General features: G+C 73.8%; 16 protein-coding genes and 1 pseudogene. 10 read left to right on the top strand and 7 right to left on the bottom strand.

Annotated elements, in window-relative coordinates:
* Nucleotides 1-190: 190 nt before the first annotated feature.
* Entirely contained in the window at nt 191-1,897 is a 1,707-nt protein-coding gene (locus tag ACF089_RS28255; RefSeq protein ID WP_392032306.1) for a BCCT family transporter, read from the top strand.
* 182 nt (nt 1,898-2,079) lie between these two features.
* On the opposite strand, the gene ACF089_RS28250 is transcribed toward ACF089_RS28255, so the two are convergent.
* Both ACF089_RS28250 and ACF089_RS28245 read right to left on the bottom strand, forming a co-directional pair.
* Nucleotides 2,080-2,493, bottom strand: a complete 414-nt coding sequence (locus ACF089_RS28250) for a cupin domain-containing protein (protein WP_392032303.1) — start codon at nt 2,491-2,493, stop codon at nt 2,080-2,082.
* Nucleotides 2,494-2,570: 77 nt separating this feature from the next.
* The gene (locus ACF089_RS28245; RefSeq protein ID WP_392032300.1) at nt 2,571-3,263 is read right to left on the bottom strand and encodes a CGNR zinc finger domain-containing protein; all 693 of its coding nucleotides are present in this window, start codon (nt 3,261-3,263) and stop codon (nt 2,571-2,573) included.
* 129 nt (nt 3,264-3,392) lie between these two features.
* Between ACF089_RS28245 and ACF089_RS28240 the strand changes: the two genes are divergently transcribed.
* From ACF089_RS28240 to ACF089_RS28230, 3 genes are all read left to right on the top strand, one after another.
* On the top strand, nt 3,393-4,070 hold the full coding sequence (locus ACF089_RS28240; RefSeq protein ID WP_392032297.1) for an HPP family protein: 678 nt from the start codon (nt 3,393-3,395) through the stop codon (nt 4,068-4,070).
* Nucleotides 4,071-4,854: 784 nt separating this feature from the next.
* Nucleotides 4,855-4,980, top strand: coding sequence for a hypothetical protein (locus ACF089_RS28235; RefSeq protein ID WP_392032294.1), 126 nt, complete (start codon nt 4,855-4,857; stop codon nt 4,978-4,980).
* The gene (locus ACF089_RS28230; RefSeq protein ID WP_392032292.1) at nt 4,977-5,483 is read left to right on the top strand and encodes a PIN domain-containing protein; all 507 of its coding nucleotides are present in this window, start codon (nt 4,977-4,979) and stop codon (nt 5,481-5,483) included. Before ACF089_RS28235 ends, ACF089_RS28230 begins: the two co-directional genes overlap by 4 nt.
* An 84-nt stretch (nt 5,484-5,567) precedes the next feature.
* On the opposite strand, the gene ACF089_RS28225 is transcribed toward ACF089_RS28230, so the two are convergent.
* The 3 genes and pseudogenes from ACF089_RS28225 to ACF089_RS28215 all read right to left on the bottom strand — a co-directional run bounded on the left by ACF089_RS28225 (nt 5,568) and on the right by ACF089_RS28215 (nt 9,159).
* Complete coding sequence (locus tag ACF089_RS28225; RefSeq protein WP_392032289.1) at nt 5,568-6,449, bottom strand: geranyl diphosphate 2-C-methyltransferase; 882 nt, start codon at nt 6,447-6,449, stop codon at nt 5,568-5,570.
* 16 nt (nt 6,450-6,465) lie between these two features.
* Nucleotides 6,466-7,527: pseudogene (locus tag ACF089_RS28220) on the bottom strand (family 2 encapsulin nanocompartment cargo protein terpene cyclase); the annotation flags it as partial.
* 219 nt (nt 7,528-7,746) lie between these two features.
* Nucleotides 7,747-9,159, bottom strand: coding sequence for a family 2B encapsulin nanocompartment shell protein (locus ACF089_RS28215; RefSeq protein ID WP_392032286.1), 1,413 nt, complete (start codon nt 9,157-9,159; stop codon nt 7,747-7,749).
* 335 nt (nt 9,160-9,494) lie between these two features.
* On the opposite strand from ACF089_RS28215, the gene ACF089_RS28210 reads away from it, so the two are divergent.
* Nucleotides 9,495-10,040 carry a GNAT family N-acetyltransferase gene (locus ACF089_RS28210; RefSeq protein ID WP_392032283.1) on the top strand — a complete coding sequence of 182 codons (546 nt, stop codon included), beginning with the start codon at nt 9,495-9,497 and terminating at the stop codon, nt 10,038-10,040.
* Nucleotides 10,041-10,191: 151 nt separating this feature from the next.
* Here ACF089_RS28210 and ACF089_RS28205 read toward each other — a convergent pair whose 3' ends face one another.
* On the bottom strand, nt 10,192-10,785 hold the full coding sequence (locus tag ACF089_RS28205) for a DUF6214 family protein (RefSeq protein ID WP_392032280.1): 594 nt from the start codon (nt 10,783-10,785) through the stop codon (nt 10,192-10,194).
* 171 nt (nt 10,786-10,956) lie between these two features.
* Here ACF089_RS28205 and ACF089_RS28200 point away from each other — a divergent pair, with 171 nt between their 5' ends.
* Complete coding sequence (locus ACF089_RS28200; RefSeq protein ID WP_392032277.1) at nt 10,957-12,312, top strand: FAD-dependent oxidoreductase; 1,356 nt, start codon at nt 10,957-10,959, stop codon at nt 12,310-12,312.
* Nucleotides 12,313-12,584: 272 nt separating this feature from the next.
* Here ACF089_RS28200 and ACF089_RS28195 read toward each other — a convergent pair whose 3' ends face one another.
* On the bottom strand, nt 12,585-12,956 hold the full coding sequence (locus ACF089_RS28195; protein ID WP_392032274.1) for an ArsR/SmtB family transcription factor: 372 nt from the start codon (nt 12,954-12,956) through the stop codon (nt 12,585-12,587).
* A gap of 175 nt (nt 12,957-13,131) precedes the next feature.
* Here ACF089_RS28195 and ACF089_RS28190 point away from each other — a divergent pair, with 175 nt between their 5' ends.
* From ACF089_RS28190 to ACF089_RS28175, 4 genes are all read left to right on the top strand, one after another.
* Entirely contained in the window at nt 13,132-14,211 is a 1,080-nt protein-coding gene (locus ACF089_RS28190) for an NADH:flavin oxidoreductase/NADH oxidase (protein ID WP_392032271.1), read from the top strand.
* An 86-nt stretch (nt 14,212-14,297) separates the two neighbouring features.
* Nucleotides 14,298-14,978 (top strand): uracil-DNA glycosylase, encoded by a 681-nt coding sequence (locus ACF089_RS28185; protein ID WP_392032268.1) that lies wholly within the window; start codon nt 14,298-14,300, stop codon nt 14,976-14,978.
* On the top strand, nt 14,975-15,967 hold the full coding sequence (locus tag ACF089_RS28180) for a BadF/BadG/BcrA/BcrD ATPase family protein (RefSeq protein ID WP_392032265.1): 993 nt from the start codon (nt 14,975-14,977) through the stop codon (nt 15,965-15,967). Before ACF089_RS28185 ends, ACF089_RS28180 begins: the two co-directional genes overlap by 4 nt.
* A gap of 118 nt (nt 15,968-16,085) precedes the next feature.
* Nucleotides 16,086-17,006, top strand: coding sequence for a sirohydrochlorin chelatase (locus ACF089_RS28175; RefSeq protein WP_392032262.1), 921 nt, complete (start codon nt 16,086-16,088; stop codon nt 17,004-17,006).
* The last annotated feature ends 158 nt before the right edge of the window (nt 17,007-17,164 follow it).

Below are 17,164 nucleotides of genomic sequence, written 5' to 3'. Positions count from 1 at the left end.
ACCCGGAGCGGACGGGACCCGGAGCGGACGGGACCCGGCCCGCCCGCGGCCGGCCCGCTGTCGCCCGCTGTCGCCCGCTGTCGCGAAGAGGCCCACCGCGAACGCGCCGGGGGCGTGGGAAACCGCGCGCGTGAGGGTGACCGGCGTGCCACGGGTACATAACAGCTTGTTTCCCACCATAGTGACCTCGATGAGCAGTGAATCGATCGAAGAGTCAGGGCGGCCGGAGGAACCTCACCGCCCCGTCGGCCAGGACACCTCCCCCGACGCCGTGGTCGTGGTGGTCGGCGTCGCGGTCGTCCTCGGCGTCGTCGCCTGGGCGGCCATCGGGAAGGAGTCCTTCGACAGCGCGTCCGGCTCGGCCCTGGACTGGGTGCTGAGCAACTTCGCCTGGCTGTTCGTGATCGCGGCGGACGCCTTCCTCGTCCTGTGCGTCCTGCTCGCCTTCTCCCGCTACGGCCGGGTCAAGCTCGGCGCGGACGACAGCGAGCCGGAGTTCACCAACCTCGCGTGGATCGCGATGATGTTCAGCGCGGGCATGGGCATCGGTCTGATGTTCTACGGCGTCGGTGAACCCCTCACCCACTATCTGGAACCGCCCCCGGACAGCGGGGTGGAGCCGCGCACCGGCGCGGCGGCGGGAACGGGGCTGGAGTACTCGTTCTTCCACTGGACCCTCACCCCGTGGGCGATCTACGGGATCGCGGGCCTCGCCCTCGCCTACGCGAGCTTCCGCAAGGGCCGTGGCAACCGGCTCAGTTCGGTGTTCGTGCCGCTGCTCGGGGAACGCCGGGCCAACGGCCGGCCCGGTCAGCTGATCGACCTCCTGGCGGTGTTCGCGACCGTGTTCGGGACCGCCACGAGCCTGGGGGTGGGCACCCTCCAGGTCGCCGAGGGCCTCAACCTCACCGCGGGTGTGCGCGATTCGACGACCGTGCAACTGCTCATCGTCGTCTCGCTGTCCGCGGCCTTCGTGATCTCCGCGTTCACCGGACTCCACAAGGGCGTGAAGTGGCTGAGCACCATGAACATCGTCCTCGCGGCGTGTCTGATGCTCTTCGTGTTCGTGCTCGGGCCGACCGTCTACATCCTGGACGCGATCCCGGCGAGCGTCGGCGGCTATGTCAGTCAGCTGGTCACGATGGCGACCCGGACCGGCGCGTTCACGGACAGCGCCTGGCTGGGCTCCTGGACGATCTTCTACTGGGCGTGGTGGCTGTCCTGGGCGCCGTTCGTGGGAACGTTCATCGCGCGGATCTCCCGGGGCCGGCGCATCCGGGAGTTCCTGGTCGGGGTGCTGCTCGTCCCGAGCGGGGCCACCGTCGTCTGGTTCTGCGTGATGGGCGGCACCGGCATCCGGCTGGACGCGACCGGCGAGGTCGACATGGCGGCGAAGCTCAAGGAGGGCGAGGAGGCGTCGCTGTTCGCGATGCTGGACGCGCTGCCTCTGGGGACGGCCACGTCCTGGGTGGCGATGCTGCTGGTGATGACCTACTTCGTGACCAGCGCCGACTCCGCGTCGCTGGTGATGGGGTCCTTGACCAGCAGGGGCGCGCTGAACCCGCGGACCTGGCTCGTGGTCGTCTGGGGCGTGCTGATGGCAGCGGTGGCGGCCGTACTGCTGGTGGCCGGCGGGCTGAAGTCGCTCCAGACGGCGACGATCCTGGTGGCGCTGCCGTTCGTGGTGGTCATGCTGCTGCTGTGCTGGGCACTGCTCAAGGAACTGCGCGCGGACCCCGGCGCCGGACCCGCGCGCGGCCAGGCGCTGCACGGCGTACGGGACGCGGTACGGGCGATGGTCGGCGAGGCGATCTCCGAGGCGGGCCCCGGACGGCACCATCGACTGCGCCGAATCGCCCGCCCCCGTGGCCGGGACGGCACCGACCGGGACGAGTGAGGCGCCCGCCGAGCCCCGGGACGTACCGTGCTCCACTCCTGCACGCCCGACGGCGGCGCCTGACGGGCGTCCGCCCTGGACCCGCGCGAGCGGATCGCTCGGCGGCGGTCGTTCCAGCGGCGCGCGCGGATCTCGGCGCGGAGCTGTGTTCGGGCGCGGAGCTGTGTTCGAAGGTCGCCCGATCAGGCGGCGGCGCCGCCCACCGGCCGGATCGGCTTCCTCGGGGTGCGGGCCTCGGCGGGCCGGGTGCGGACGGCGAGCACGGTGCATCCGGCGCTGCTCGACATCTGATGCTCGGTGCCGGGGCCCTCCACGATCAGATCGCCCTTGGCGAAGGACATGCCGTCGCTGTGGTCGAGCACCCCGTCCAGCACCAGCATCAGCTCATGGCCGAGATGTTCGTGGAAGTCGCCGTGGGCACCCGGCGGGAAGCGCAGGAGCAGACCGACGGAGTCCTCTCCCGACGCCTCGTCGGGAGCCCACAGGACATGGTGCTCCACATGGGCCCGGCCGGGCTCGTCCCAGCTCGTCCAGTCGAGCTGGTCCAGGTCGAATCCACTGCGGAAGACGTTCGCCACATAGCTGATCTCGGTCATCGCGTTCACCTCGTTCGGTTCGGCGTCCGGCGCGCCGTCGGCGTCCGGTCGCTGCGCGGCGGGGCCCGTACGGGGCCTCAGCGCGCGGTCCCCCCTGGGATCGACGCCGGTCTCCGGCCGGTCTCGTCCTCCTTCCCGATCCGGCGGCTGTGCCGGGCGACGCGCACCCGGTTGCCGCATCCCGCGCTGCACCACTCGCGGCGCGTACGCGTCTTCACGAAGTACAGGACGCACCCCGGCGCCGGGCACGCGCGCAGCAGAGGGGCGTCCGGGCCGGCGAGCAGACGCACCCCGGCCGTGGCCACCTCGCCCAGCGCCACCAGCCGGGGGTCGGGTTCCGGCCAGCGGGGCACGGCGACGAAACCGGGGCCGAGTTCCTGCCAGTGGGGTGCGAGCCGGGCCGCGTCGTTCACCGTGCCGATCTCCCCGGGCCCCGCGGGCCGCGCCGACACCCGGGCCCCGACGAGCGTCCGCAGCGCCTGCCGCAGCTCCAGGAAACGGTCCAGATGCGGCCGCCCGGACGGGCCCGCCGCCGCCAGGGCGGCCCCGAGCGGCGTCCCGAACGCGTCGCGGTGCAGCGCGAGCCAGTGATCAAGATCGCCGGGGCCGGTCAGGGCGTCCACGAGACGGCCGCGCACCCCGCCCTTGACATAGGTCGTGTTCACCAGCTCCAGCGGCAACGGCTCGCCCGACAGAGGGAGTCCGTCGAACGCCGACCCGCACGCGGTCGCGGTCGCCGGCGCGCGGTCCTTCTTCGGTCTGTCGCCCATCGTTCCATCCTGCCCGTGCGGCGAGAGCAATCCGAGCTAATGCCTCTGCTTGTATTATTGCATTAGCTGGCCGATACGTCCTGCTCACGCCGGGGTCTTTGAGACCCGGCCGTCGCCGAGGAGAGCGCCGTGGACACCACCCCCTCACCCGATGCCTCCCCCTCCGCCGGAGCGACCGGCCCCGGAGCGGGCGCCCCCGCCGCCGTGACAGCCGCCGAGCCCACCGCGCCCGCCGCGCCCGCCGCGCCCGCCGGGCTCACAGCCGTCGGCGCGGCCGAGGAGTCCGCCCGGGCGCGAAGCGCCCGCACCGCCCTCGCCGCCGCCCTGGCGGGCAGGGCCCCGGCCCGCGCCCCCCTCGCCGCGATCGCGGTGGCCACCGTCGCGGGCGCCGCCGGTCTGCTGCTCCTCGTCGTCATCGGCGCCGTCCTCGACCAGCCGGTGCTCATCCCGCCGCTGGCCGCCAGCGCCGCGCTGGTCTTCGCCGCGCCCTCCCTGCCGCTCGCCCAGCCGCGCGGCGTCGTCGGCGGGCAGCTCGTCTCGGCGTCGGTGGGCCTTCTCGCGGTCGCCGTCGCCGGCGACTCCCTCTGGACGGCGGCGGTCGCCGGCGGTCTCGCCGTCGGAGCCATGGCGCTGGCCCGCACCCCGCACTCCCCGGCCGCCGCCACCGCCGTGATCGCCGTCCTCGCCGACCCCGACCCGGCCCTCTTCCTCCCCCTCCTCCTGCTCGGCGCCCTCGTCCTCGTGGCCGTCGGCGTCGCCGCCGGCCGCACCGGGAAGACCGCCCGCTACCCCGTGTACTGGTGGTGACGGACGGAAGCCCGGCGAGGCCCTGACGGCCGGGGGCCCGGCCGCTCCCCGGGCGGCCGGCGGCGGACGGCTTCACCTTCCGCGCCCGGACCGGGGCCAACCGGGCCTGCTCCCCCTACACCGCCGAACTCTGACGTCGGCGTCCCACAGCACGGTCACCCCGGATCGTCGGGGCGCCGGCGACTTCGACGCGGAGACCAGGGCCCAGAACACGGCGCCCAACAGCTCCATCAACGCCTACGTCTTCGGACTCAACTCGAACAGGACGGTCCTGACGGACCGTCCCGCGAACCGTGCGGCCAAGCCGGGCACGCGCTATGCCATCAAGGGAGCCGACCACGGCGACCTGGCATTCCTGGGTGACCCCGAGGCTGGAAGGAAGTGGACCACGCAGAAGGTGATGGGCACGAAGGGCCAGGGACCAGCCCCGCGGGACGCGAGGACGACATCAACGGCGACACCGCCGTCGACGCCGACTCGGGACCAGCCCCGCGCGTGCGGGGACGACAGGGCGCGACCAGCGCCACCGGGATCCGGCCTGCCGAGGGCCCAGTCAGGGCACCATCCCGTCCGCCGAGCCCGCCAAGCAGGCCCCGCCGCCGCCGTGTTCTACTGGCGAAGCCGGCCGCGACGGGCACGGCGGGCGTGGGACGAACGCATGGCAACCGGAGCAGCCGCGGTGACAGCGGTCGCGACGGGGCTACGACAAGGGGGTAGTGACCGGATGTTCGGTTTCCGGGAGCGACGGAAGACTCCGCAGGCCGAGAGCGGCAGGGGCGGAGGCATGGAGCTGGTCCTGCCGTCCGCCGATCCGGAGGAGCGTGCGAACGCGCTGAGCTGGCTTCAGGAGCACGCGGGCCGCCATCTGGACTCCGGCGCCCTCGCCGATCGTGAGGACATGCAGCGATGACGCCCGCCAGTGCGCCCTCCCCGCGCTACCTCGCCGACACCTCCGTGCTCTGGCGGCTCCTTTTCGGCACGGTCGGCGCTCCCTGGCCCGCACGCGTCGCCGAAGGGCTCGTGACCATCTGTCCTGTCGCCCATGCCGAACTCAGAAACGTCCTGCGCCCCGGGGTGGACCCCGCGCCCTTCTACCAGGCACTCGACCGGGCCTTCGGCTCCGTCCCGCTGAAGCACTTCAACCGGCAGTCCGAAGCCGCCGACGTGGTGAAGCGACTGCGCGCATCGGGCATCGGGTACACGCCGTCCCTCATGGACGTCATGACGGTGCTCACCGCTCGGGACCATGGACTGACCGTCGTCCACACCGATGACCGCTTCGACGCCATCGGCCGGATGCTCCCCGGCGTTCCCATGATCAAAGTTGCGGCGGACCGCCCACCGCGCCCGGCCGTCGACCCGAACGCCAACCGGAGGCGGAGGAGCTTCCTGCGCAGCCTTCTGGACGACTGAGCCGCCGCGCTCCCGTCCGGCCCGTGTTGCGGCGGGTCGGACGGGGTGCGGCGGCCTGCCGGGACGTGTCCGGCCGCGTGCGGGTCAGACGCGGTCCGCGGCGATCAGCAGATACTGGAAGGAGCCGTCCCGGTAGGAGTTGATGAACGCCTCCTCGATCCCGGTGACGAGCGACGAGGTCGCCCTCAGCTCCCAGTACGGCAGGGTCGCCTCGGTCAGGTCGAGGACGGTCTGCGGCACGAGACGGTTGTCGGCCATGGCGCGCAGATACTCGCGGCGGGAGTGGATGTTGCACTCGAAGTGCGCGTTGATCTGCGAGACCCACTTGGAGGGCTGTCCGTAGACGGGGTTCCAGCAGCCGGTGACGGTGACGTACCGGCCGCCGGGGGCGAGGATCCGGGCGTGCTCGGCGAACAGGTCCTGCAGATCGACGTACATGCTGGACTCGTTGTTCCAGGAAGCCCTGGCCTGCCCGTTCGCGAAGGGCATGTCCAGCATGTTGCAGACCTGGGCCCGTACGAACCCGTCGTAGTCGAGCTGCCGGGCGCGCTCGTTGGCGAAGTCGGCCTGCTTGGCCGACAGGGTGACCCCTTCGACCTGGCAGCCGAAGCGCCGGTGCGCCATGACCATCGAGCCGCCCCGGCCGCAGCCGGCGTCGACGACTATGTCGTCCCGCTGGACCGGGCCGAGGTGGTCCAGCAGCAGTTCGGCCTGGGCCGACTCCAGCCGGTGCAGTTCGGCGATCAGACGCTGCTCGTGGCCGGGTGCGCCGGGGTCGCCGAGGGCGGCCCGGTCGACGTCGCCGACGCCGTAGTGGTGGTGGTAGAGGCCGTCGACGTCGCCGAGCCGCAGATTGACGGGTCTGGCCTCGTGGTTCCAGTAGCGGGCGATGTCGCCCTGGTAGGGCGTCGCGGGCGCGTCGACGGCGCTCTCGCGGGGGGTGGTGGTCAGTTCGGACATGGTCACGGTCGGTTTTCCTTCCTCACCAGAAATCCGGCAGGCTGTAGCGGTAGGTGTTGCTCCGGTGCCAGTCGTGGTTGCCGTCGACCCATACGGCGACGCCGCGCAGGAAACGGACCAGGACGGGCAGCGGACAGGCCGCGGCGAGGGCGGCCGACTCGGCCTCGAACTCGTGCATCAGCTCGTTGTGGATCTCGACCGCCTTGAGGTACGCGTCCCTCTCGGAACATTTCTCGCGTTCGGCGATCACTACGGGCAGGTTCAAGTGCCGTCCCGGACTGGCGAGTTCCTTCGTGTACGAGTAGAGGTCGTTGACGATCGTGGTGGCGTTGGAGGCGAGCGCGATCACCCGCTGGAGGGCCGGCCGGGCGTGCAGATCGGCCGGGAGTTCATAGCCTCCGACGGTGTCGGTGATGGTGGGGCAGGGGCGGAAGTTGTTGAACTGGCGCATGGCCAGGTACTCCCACACCTCGGGGATGTGGTCGGTCTGGTCCCACGCGCCCTCGGCGAGATATCCGAGGTGCAGCCGGGCCATGTCGTGCCGGAACCGGTCCGCCTGGGAGGGGCCGGCGGCGGCGAGGAAGTGCTCCATCGCGGAGCGGTAGGCGCGCCGGGGGGCGTCGGCTCCGAGCGAGCGCTCCCACTGAGGCGCGTACTCCCGTGCGGTGTGCAGCGGGTCGAGCGCCGTGTGGGCCAGCAGCAGCCGGCCGCCGAGCCCGATCGGCGAGCCGCCGTGATCCTCGCAGTAGTAGTCGTCGACCGCGTTCTCCGCGACCATCAGCCGGGCCGCGATCATCACATGGTCGGCGGTGGGCGCGTCCGGGTGGCAGACGGTCATGTAGCGCCCCACCCGGAAGCCGTCGAACTCCTCCTCCCACTCGGGGGGATACAGCTCGATCTCCTCGATCGCCCATTCCTTGACCCGGCGGCTGATCTCGGCCACCCGTACGGGGTCGGGTTCCGGTACGGGATGGTGGTACAGGCCCGGAACAACGGGGCCGCCGCCGGCCGGGGCCGCGGGCCGCGCCGGGTAGAGCCCCGATGTGCCCAGACCGGTCGGGCCGCGCAGAATCCGGTTCAGGGCATCGGTGTCCATGGTCGTACCACTGCTCCTCTGCTCCTCGCGTGAGTGGTCTGTCGGAAACGCCGGCCGGGTTCCGCTTCCGGCGCCGGGACGAAGGGTCCGGCCTCCGGCGGATCCGGGGCGGGAGCGTGCGGACCGGACCGGACCGGACCGGACCGGACCGGGGGCTCGGCGGGCGGCCCGGGGGCCGCCCGCCGGGAGACGGCCGTCCGGGCGGACTCAGCCGCCGGTACGGGCGATCTGGACGTTCTCCAGCACCCCGAGCGCGTCGGGCACCAGGACGGCGGCGGAGAAGTAGGTGGTGACGAGGTAGGAGATGATCGCCTGCTCGTCGATGCCCATGAACCGCACCGAGACACCGGGCTCGTACTCGTCCGGCAGGCCGGTCTGGTTCAGCCCGATCACGCCCTGGTTGTCCTCCCCGGTCCGCATCACCAGGATCGAGGTGGTGTTCTCCTTGCTGATCGGGATCTTGTTGCACGGCAGGATCGGCACCCCGCGCCAGGCGGGGACCTGCTGGCCGCCGACGTCCACATGGTCGGGGTAGAGGCCGCGGGAGTTGAACTCACGGCCGATCGCGGCGATCGCCCGGGGGTGGGCGAAGAAGTACTTGGAACCCCGGCGGCGGCAGAGCAGCTCGTCGAGATCGTCCGGGGTCGGCGGGCCGGAGAAGGGCTGAATCCGCTGGTCGAAGGCGGCGTTGTGGAGCAGCCCGAACTCGCGGTTGTTGATCAGCTCGTACTCCTGGCGCTCGCGCAGGGCCTCCACCGTGAGCCGCAGCTGCTGCTCGGTCTGGTTCATCGGATGGTTGTAGAGGTCGGCGACGCGGGTGTGGACCTTCAGCACGGTCTGCGCGAGGGAGAGTTCGTACTCCCGCGGGTTCAGCTCGTAGTCCACGAAGGCGCCGGGCAGCTCATGCTCTCCGGTGTGGCCGGCGGACATGGCGATCTCCGCCTCGCCGCGGCGGTTCTGGCGCTGTTCCGACAGGTCGCGGAACTCGCGGAGGTGCGCCTCCAGGGCGGGCGACGCGGCGACCACGGAGGTGAAGTCGGAGCGGGAGAGGGTGAGCAGGGTTCCGGCGGTCCTGGCAACGGCGGTGTACTCCCAGACGGCGTCCGGGTCGAGCAGCGCGTCCTGGCCGAACCGGTCGCCGTCCGCGAGCACGCCGACCACGTTCTCGTCGCCGTACGGTCCGGTGGAGATCTTCTCGATCCGGCCGTGGGCGACCAGATGAATCCTTTCCGCCGGGGCGCCGCGCTCGGCGAGCACCTCGCCCTCGCGGAAGTCGCGCTGGATGCACCGGCTCGCGAGGGCGGACAGCGCGTCGTCGTCCTCGAAGCCCCGGAGCAGGGCCAGTTCGCCCAGCTCTCGCGGGATGACGCGGACCTCGGCGCCGTCCTGGATGAACTCGACGCGGCCGTCGCCGACCGTGTACGTCAGACGGCGGTTCACCCGGTACGCGCCGCCGGCGACCTCGACCCAGGGGAGCGTCCTGAGCAGCCAGCGGGAGGTGATCTCCTGCATCTGCGGGACGGACTTGGTCGTGGTGGCGAGATTGCGGGCCGCCGCGGTGCTGAGGCTGTTCTGGGGGCGCGGTTCGTCACGCGCTTCCTGGCTGGTCTCGACGGTCACGGGCAGTGCTCTCCTCCGTAGGGGCGGTCATTGCGGCACACGCGCACGGCGCACCGGAGGCGCGGCGGAAGGGTGTGTGGATGTCGGGGAGGGACGAGGCGTCCCCGACCACCAGAACCGTAGGCTCAGATTCCCCGTTCGGGCCAACAAGAGGCATGATCCATCCCTCGATGCAGTGAACTTGACACGTGGAACGTTTATTCAGGAGAAAACCGGATCGGTCGATGTCACGCGGCGCGCGAGCCCGCCGGGGCCCCCGGCGCGGGCGGGTCCACCGGTGCGGGGCCGCCGGAGAAGCGGGTGACAGGCCGTGCCCCGGGCGGAAGACTCGGGGGGTGCGTACCCATGTGGAACTCCCCTGCGGGCTGGTGCTGCGCGCGTGGGCGGCGCGGGACGGGGGCGCGGTGCTCGCCGCGTTCGCGGATCCGCTGACGCGGGGGCAGTCGAGGGATCCGGTGGACTCGCCCGCCGCGGCCGGCCGGTGGATCGCGGACCGGGGCGCGGAGTGGGCCTCGGGCGCGGCCTTCGCCTTCGCGGTGGCCGACGGGGACGACACCGTGCTGGGGCAGATGTCCGTGGGGGCGGTGGACCGTTGTCATGGCACCGGATGGGTGTCGTACTGGACCGTGCCCGGGGCCAGGGGCCGGGGTGTCGCCTCGCGCGGCGCGCACGCGCTCGCCCGCTGGGCCTTCGACGACGCGGACCTCTTCCGGCTGGAGCTGGGGCACCGGGTGAACAATCCGGCCTCGTGCGCGGTGGCGCGGGCGGCGGGCTTCGCCGTGGAGGGGCGGGAGCGCCGGAAGTCGGCGTACGACGGGGTGCGTCACGATGTGGAACTGCACGCCCGGCTGGCCACGGACCCCGAGCCTCCGCCGCCCTGACCGCGACCGTCCACCGGGCCGGTCGACCGTGACCCGTCCGCCGTCCTGACCGCGACCGTCCACCGGGCGGGCCGCGACCGGGCACCGCCCTGTCCTCAGGCAGCCCTCAGGCAGCCTTCAGCCGCCCTCGACCCTTGCGCGCACCCGGTGTTCAGGGCCTCGGGCGGCGGTTGTGGCGAGGGGTGAGCAGGCCCTCGTCCCGGGCTCCGGCGATCAGCCGGAGGGATTTGCGGCGGCTGCGGCCGGTCGCGCCCATCACCGCGAGGACGGGGTCGGCCCCGGAGCGCTGGGCCGCCCGGTAGGCGTCGGCGGCGGCGCGTCTGACCGCGCGGCCCCGGAGCGCCGCGGGACGCGCCCGGCGGTGGCCGGACCCGGGCGCGCGGGGCCCCGGCTCGGCGGCGGGCGGCGGTCCGGGGGCCCCGGTGCGGCAGGCCTCCGCGAGCGGGGCCCCGATCCGGTCCGCCAGGACCGTCAGTCCCGGCAGCGGCAGCGGCGGGTCGGCGCGCAGGTCCTCGATGGCGATCCGGCCCCCCTCGACCACCGCGAGCACATCGAGCCGAGCGCCGTCGGCGAAGGTGAGCCGGACGTCGAACCAGGGCGGCGGGCCCTCGGACCCGGAAGCGGCGTCCGGGGCGCGTGCCCCGGTGACGGTCCCCCGGCCCTGGACCTCCCAGACCGGCGGATACGGCAGCGCCGCGACCGGATCATACTGATCATTAGCGTTAAAAATCCCCGTTTCTCGCACCGTTGACACGTAACCAGTCACGTCGTGCGCGGGCGCGGCGGCACGCGCAGGACCCGCCCCGTACGGCACTCAGTCAGCTCATATCGGGCCACTCTCGGCAATATCTGCGAATATCCCTCCGAACTGTCGCTCGGGTGGGATGCTGGAGTCCTCTCGCGGGAAGGAGCGCCCGTGCTGCGCGTCGCCGTCGTCGGATCCGGCCCCAGCGGGGTCTACACCGCGCAGGAGCTGGTCGGCCAGAGCGCGGTCCCGGACGTCCGGGTCCAGGTGCTGGACCGGCTCCCCTGTCCGTACGGGCTGGTCCGCTACGGGGTCGCGCCCGACCACGAGAAGATCAAGTCGCTCCAGGGGAATCTGCGCGGGGTGCTGGAGCACGAGCGGATCGAGTTCCTCGGCAATGTCGAGGTCGGCGCGGACGGCCTGGGCCCCGAACGGCTGCTGGAGCTGTACCACGCGGTGGTGTACTGCGTGGGGGCCGCCCGGGACCGCGGGCTCGGCGTCCCCGGCGAGGATCTGCCGGGCAGCTGCTCCGCCACCGACTTCGTCGCCTGGTACAGCGCGCACCCGGACGCGGCGGACCTCGGCTTCCCGCTCTCCGCCCGCTCGGCCGTGGTGATCGGCGCGGGCAATGTCGCGGTGGACGTGGCCCGGATGCTGGCCCGGCGGGCGGCGGAGCTGCGCCCGACCGACGTGCCCGAGGGCGCGCTCGGCGCGCTGGGGCTGAGCCGGGTGCGCGAGGTGCACATGGCGGCGCGGCGCGGCCCGTCCCTGGCGAAGTTCACCACCAAGGAGCTGCGCGAGCTGGGCTCGCTGCCCGCCGCGGACCCGGTGGTCGATCCCCGCGAACTGGCACGGGATCCGGCGTACGCCGACCCGGGGGCGGCCGCCTCTCTGCCCGCGGCCGCCCGGCGCAATCTGGAGGTCCTGCGGGGCTGGGCGGAGCTGCCCCCGGGCGGCCGGGAGCGGCGGGTCCGGCTGCGGTTCTTCCTGCGCCCGGTGGAGCTGCTGGAGCGGGACGGCCGGGTGGCGGCCGTACGGTTCGAGCGGACCGCGCCCGACGGCGCGGGAGGGGTGCGCGGGACGGGGGTGTACGAGGAGATCGAGGCGGGGCTCGTGCTGCGGGCGGTCGGCTATCGGGGAGCGCCGCTGCCCGGGCTGCCCTTCGACGAGCGGCGGGGCACGGTGCCGAACGCGGCGGGGCGGGTGCTGCGGGACGGCTCCCCCTCGGCCGGGGAGTATGTGGCCGGATGGATCAAGCGGGGTCCGACCGGGGTGATCGGCACCAATCGGCCCTGCGCCCGGGAGACGGCGGCGTCGCTGCTGGAGGACGCGGCGGAGCTGGCGCGGCGGCCGGTGGCGGCCGGGGATCCGGCGGCGGAGCTGGGCTCGGCGGGACGCCGGCCGGTGCGCTGGTCGGGCTGGCGGGCGATCGAGGCGGCGGAGGCGGCGCTCGGCGGGGCGCTGGGCCGGCCGTCGGTGAAGATCGCCGACTGGGAGGGTCTGCTGGCGGCGGCCGGGCGCCGGTGAAGACGGTCCGGCGTACGCCGGGGTGCGGTCTCCCCCGGCCCGGGTCCGGCCGCGCCGGGGCGCGGGCGGCGCGGGCGCGGCAGTCCGGGGCGCGAGGGCTCGACGCCCGGGCCCCGGGGGGCGGATGTTCAGGCCCGGCGGTCGGGCGACCGGGGCGCGCGCCCGGGCGGCCGGGGAGGCGGCGTATACGCTCCGGGGCCAACCGTGACGGGGTGCGAAGGACGTACGCTCCGGGTCAGCCGTGCCGATGCGCGAAGGACGTGCGCTCCGGGTCAGCCGCGCCGGGGTGCGGACGGCGCGCCCTGCGGGGTCCCGCTCCGGCGGGCCATGGCGACGAGGACGCTGTCGAGCAGGCCGGGGAAGAGCGCCTCCAGCTCGTCGCGGCGCAGCCCGTTCATCTTCGAGGTGCCCCGGTAGACCTGCCGGATCACGCCGCTCTCGCGCAGGACGCGGAAGTGGTGGGTGGAGGTCGATTTGGTCACCGGGAGATCGAAGTAGGAACAGGACAGCTCCTCGGTGGAGCGCGCCAGGGTGTGCACCACCCGCAGCCGCATGGGGTCGGCGAGCGCGTGCAGCACGTCCTCCAGGCGGATCTCCTCCGGTGCGGGATGGGCGAGTTCACGGGGGTTGGACGCGGATTCCACAGCAGCTCCACTTTCTTCGGTTCGGGCCGGCGGGCCTCGACTCCTCTATCGTACGAGACTCCTCGTAGTTTGACAGAGCGCGTACTACGAGGTCTATCGTAGTAGCTGTGCGGTCGGCCCGGCCGTACGGCCCACCGTCCGCGCCCCGCCGCCGGCCGTCCTCAGGAGCCCCGCCGTGAACGCACTCTTCCAGCCCGTCACCCTGCGATCCCTGACGATCCCCAACCGGGTGTGGATGGCCCCGATGTGCCAGTACTCGGCCGAGATGGCGGGCCCGAACGCGGGGGTGCCCCACGACTGGCACTTCGCCCACTACGCGGCCCGGGCCACCGGCGGCGCCGGGCTGATCCTGGTCGAGGCGACCGCGGTGTCCCCGGAGGGCCGGATCAGCCCCGCGGACCTCGGCCTCTGGAACGACGCGCAGGTCACGGCGTTCCGCCGGATCACCCGGTTCCTCACCGAACAGGGCGCCGTCCCGGGCGTCCAGCTGGGGCACGCCGGACGGAAGGCGTCCACCGACCGGCCCTGGAAGGGGGGCGCCCCGGTGGCCCCGGGGGAGCACGGCTGGCAGCCGGTCGCCCCCAGCCCGGTCCCCTTCGACGAGGGCCATCCGGTCCCCGACGAGCTGACCGGGGACCAGATACGGGAGATCGTCGGCCAGTTCGCCCGCGCGGCGCGCCGGGCGCTGGACGCGGGCTTCCGGGTGGCCGAGATCCACGGCGCGCACGGCTATCTGATCGGCGAGTTCCTCTCCCCGCACAGCAACCGCCGGACGGACGCGTACGGCGGCTCGTTCGAGAACCGGGCGCGCTTCGCCCTGGAGGTGGTCGACGCCGTGCGCGCGGAGTGGCCCGAGGAACTGCCGCTGTTCTTCCGGGTCTCGGCCACCGACTGGCTCGGGGAGGAGGGGTGGACCGGCGACGACACGGTGCGTCTGGCCCGGCTGCTCAAGGAGCACGGCGTCGACCTCCTGGACGTCTCCACCGGCGGCAACGCGCCCCGGGTGCGCATCCCGACCGGCCCCGGCTATCAGGTGCCGTTCGCCGCGCGGGTGCGCGCCGAGACCGGGCTCGCGGTCGCGGCCGTCGGTCTGATCACGGAGACCCGGCAGGCGGAGAAGATCGTCGCCGGCGGCGAGGCGGACGCGGTGCTGCTCGGCCGGGCCCTGCTGCGCGACCCCTTCTGGCCCCGGCACGCCGCCCGTGAGCTGGAGGCACGGGTCCCGGTCCCGCCGCAGTACCTCCGCTCGGTCTGACCCGGCTCCCCGGCCGGGGCCGGTCGCGGACCCGGCCGGGAGCGGGCGTACGGAGGCGTCGCGTTGCCCCAGTAGAGTGACGCTTCGTGACAGCGCGACGACCTTTGAAGGAAATCATCGAGCCGGGCTGGGCGGACGCCCTGGAGCCGGTCGCCGAACGCATCGCCGCCATGGGGGACTTCCTGCGCGCCGAGATCGCGGCGGGACGGACCTATCTGCCCGCCGGGGCTCATGTGCTGCGGGCCTTCCAGCAGCCGTTCGACGATGTGCGCGTCCTGATCGTCGGTCAGGACCCCTATCCGACGCCGGGCCACGCGGTGGGCCTGAGCTTCTCGGTCGCCCCCGAGGTGCGGCCGGTGCCCGGCAGCCTGGACAACATCTTCCGGGAGATGCACGCGGACCTGGGCCACCCCCGGCCGTCCAACGGCGATCTGACCCCCTGGACCCAGCAGGGCGTACTGCTGCTGAACAGGGCGCTCACCACGGCCCCGCGCAAGCCGGCGGCGCACCGCGGCAAGGGGTGGGAAGAGGTGACCGAGCAGGCGATCCGGGCCCTGGCCGCCCGGGGGAAGCCCCTGGTGTCGGTGTTGTGGGGGCGGGACGCCCGCAATCTGCGGCCGCTCCTCGGCGAGCTGCCGGCGATCGAGTCCGCGCACCCCTCCCCCATGTCGGCCGACCGGGGCTTCTTCGGCTCGCGCCCCTTCAGCCGCGCCAACGAACTGCTCGAACGCCAGGGCGCGCGGCCCGTCGAGTGGCGGCTGCCATGACCACCGCCTGGGTCCTCGGAGTCGACTCCGGGGGCTCGGGGCTGCGGGTCCGGCTCGCCGACCCGTCGGATCCCGCCCGCGCCGAGAGCCTGCGGTCCCGCGAGCCGGTGCGCACCGGGCCCGCCGGCATCGACGCGGACCATCTGCTGGAGCGGCTGGTGCCGATGGCGCGGACGCTGCTGAGCGCGGCCGGCGGCGGCGCCGTCGCGGCCGCCGCGATCGGCGCGGCCGGTATGGCGACCCTCGGCGGCGCGCTGCGGGCCGAGCTGCCCGGGGCGCTCGCCGGGGCGCTCGGGGTACGGCGGCTCGCGCTCGCCACGGACGCGGTGACCGCGTACGCGGGCGCGCTCGGCCAGCGCCCGGGCACGGTGGTGGCCGCGGGCACCGGGATGGTGGCGCTGGGCACGGATCTGACCGGCTGGCGGCGGGCCGACGGCTGGGGCCATCTCCTCGGCGACCTCGGCGGCGGCGCCTGGATCGGCCAGGCAGGTCTGGACGCGGCGCTCCGCGCCCACGACGGGCGCGAAGGCGGCTCGGCCGCGCTGCTGACGGCCGCCGAGGAGATGTTCGGCCCCGCCCGGGAGCTGCCCGGAAAGATCTATCCGCGGACCGACCGGCCCGCCGTGCTGGCCTCGTTCGCGCCGGAGGTCGGCCGGTGCGCCGAGGCCGGCGACGAGCGGGCGGCGGGCGTCCTCGCGCTGGCCGCCCGTCATATCGCGGTGTCGGCCGCCGCGGTGTGCCCGCCCGCCGGCGAGGACGGACGGACGGGTGACGTCGCGCTGACGGGCGGTCTGTTCCGGATGGGCGATCCGCTGCTCGTGCCGTTGCGCGCGGAGCTGTCGGCGCGGCTGCCCGGGGCCCGGGCGGTGGCCGCCGCCGGGGAGCCGCTGGACGGTTCGGTGGCGCTGGCGGCGGCGCTCGCGGCGGACGCGCTGACGCTGCCGCGCCATCCGACGCTGCTTCATGTGGCACCAGAGCGGGGCAGATAAGACGATGAGGAGCAGAGTACCCAGACAGACGATATCCATCGGATAAATACGGACAGATGACACTTGACCACCCCCTCCCCGAACGGTGGCGCCCTCAAAGCCAGTAGCATGCGGCGCCATGAGCTCCCCCACTGGGCCCGCGTCCGGCCTGCCTGTACGAATGCCGCGACCCCGTCAGTCCGGTCGGCACCGCCGCCCGGAACCCGTGGCCGCCCCCGAGGGCGCGCCCGCGCTGGTCCTCGCCGTTCCCGGCGTGCCCACGCCCGCGTCCCGCAGCCTGGCCGAAGAGACCATAAGCATCGCGCGGTCCGAACTGCCGGGCCTCGATGTCGGCATCGGGTATCTGGACGGCGACGACGCCGAGTACCCGACACTGCAGTACGTCCTCGCGCACACCGCCGCCCGGCGCACCGAGCGGTACGAGATCGCCCGGGCGGCGGGCCGTGAGGTCGCCGAGCCCGAGGGCCCGGCGGCGGTCGTGGTGCCGCTGCTCGCGGGTCCCGACAGCGTGCTGATGCGGCAGGTCCGCCAGGGCGTCATGGAGAGCGGGGCCTCGGCCGAGCTGACCGACGTCCTCGGCCCTCACCCGCTGCTCGCCGAGGCCGTGCACGTACGGCTGTCGGAGGCCGGGCTGGCGCGGGCGGACCGGGCCAGGCTCTTCACGGTGGCCACGGCCGCCGACGGGATCATCCTGGCGACGGTCGGCGGCGAGGAGGCCGTCAAGGCGGCCGGGATCACCGGCATGCTGCTGGCGGCCCGGCTGGCGGTGCCCGTGATGGCCGCCGCGCTGGACGGCGAGGGCTCGGTCGAGGCGGTCGCCGACCAGCTGCGCGCCTCCGGTTCGACGCAGCTGGCGCTGGCTCCGTATCTGGTGGGTCCCGAGCTGCCGGACGGTCTGCTGGAGGCGGCGGTCAAGGACGCGGGCTGCTCGGCCGCCGAGGCGCTGGGGGCGTACCCGGCGATCGGCAAGCTGGTGCTGTCGCAGTACACGACCACGCTGGGCATCTCCCCGCAGCCGCAGGGCGCGCCGGTGCGCTGAGGCCGGGAAGGCCCTGGGAGCGGGGTACGGGGCGGGTCCGCGCCGGGCAGGCGCGGACCCGCCCCGGCACGTCCGGGCAGGCGCGGACGCCCGGTACGTCCGGGCCGTCTCGCGAGAGGTCCGCGGGATCCGGGCGAGGCCCCGGGAGTCCCCGGCGG

The organism is Streptomyces sp. NPDC014894, assembly GCF_043080985.1.
Classification (GTDB): Bacteria; Actinomycetota; Actinomycetes; order Streptomycetales; family Streptomycetaceae; genus Streptomyces.
Note: the sequence above shows the minus strand (reverse complement) of the source record. Positions and strands in the feature narration are given on the sequence as shown.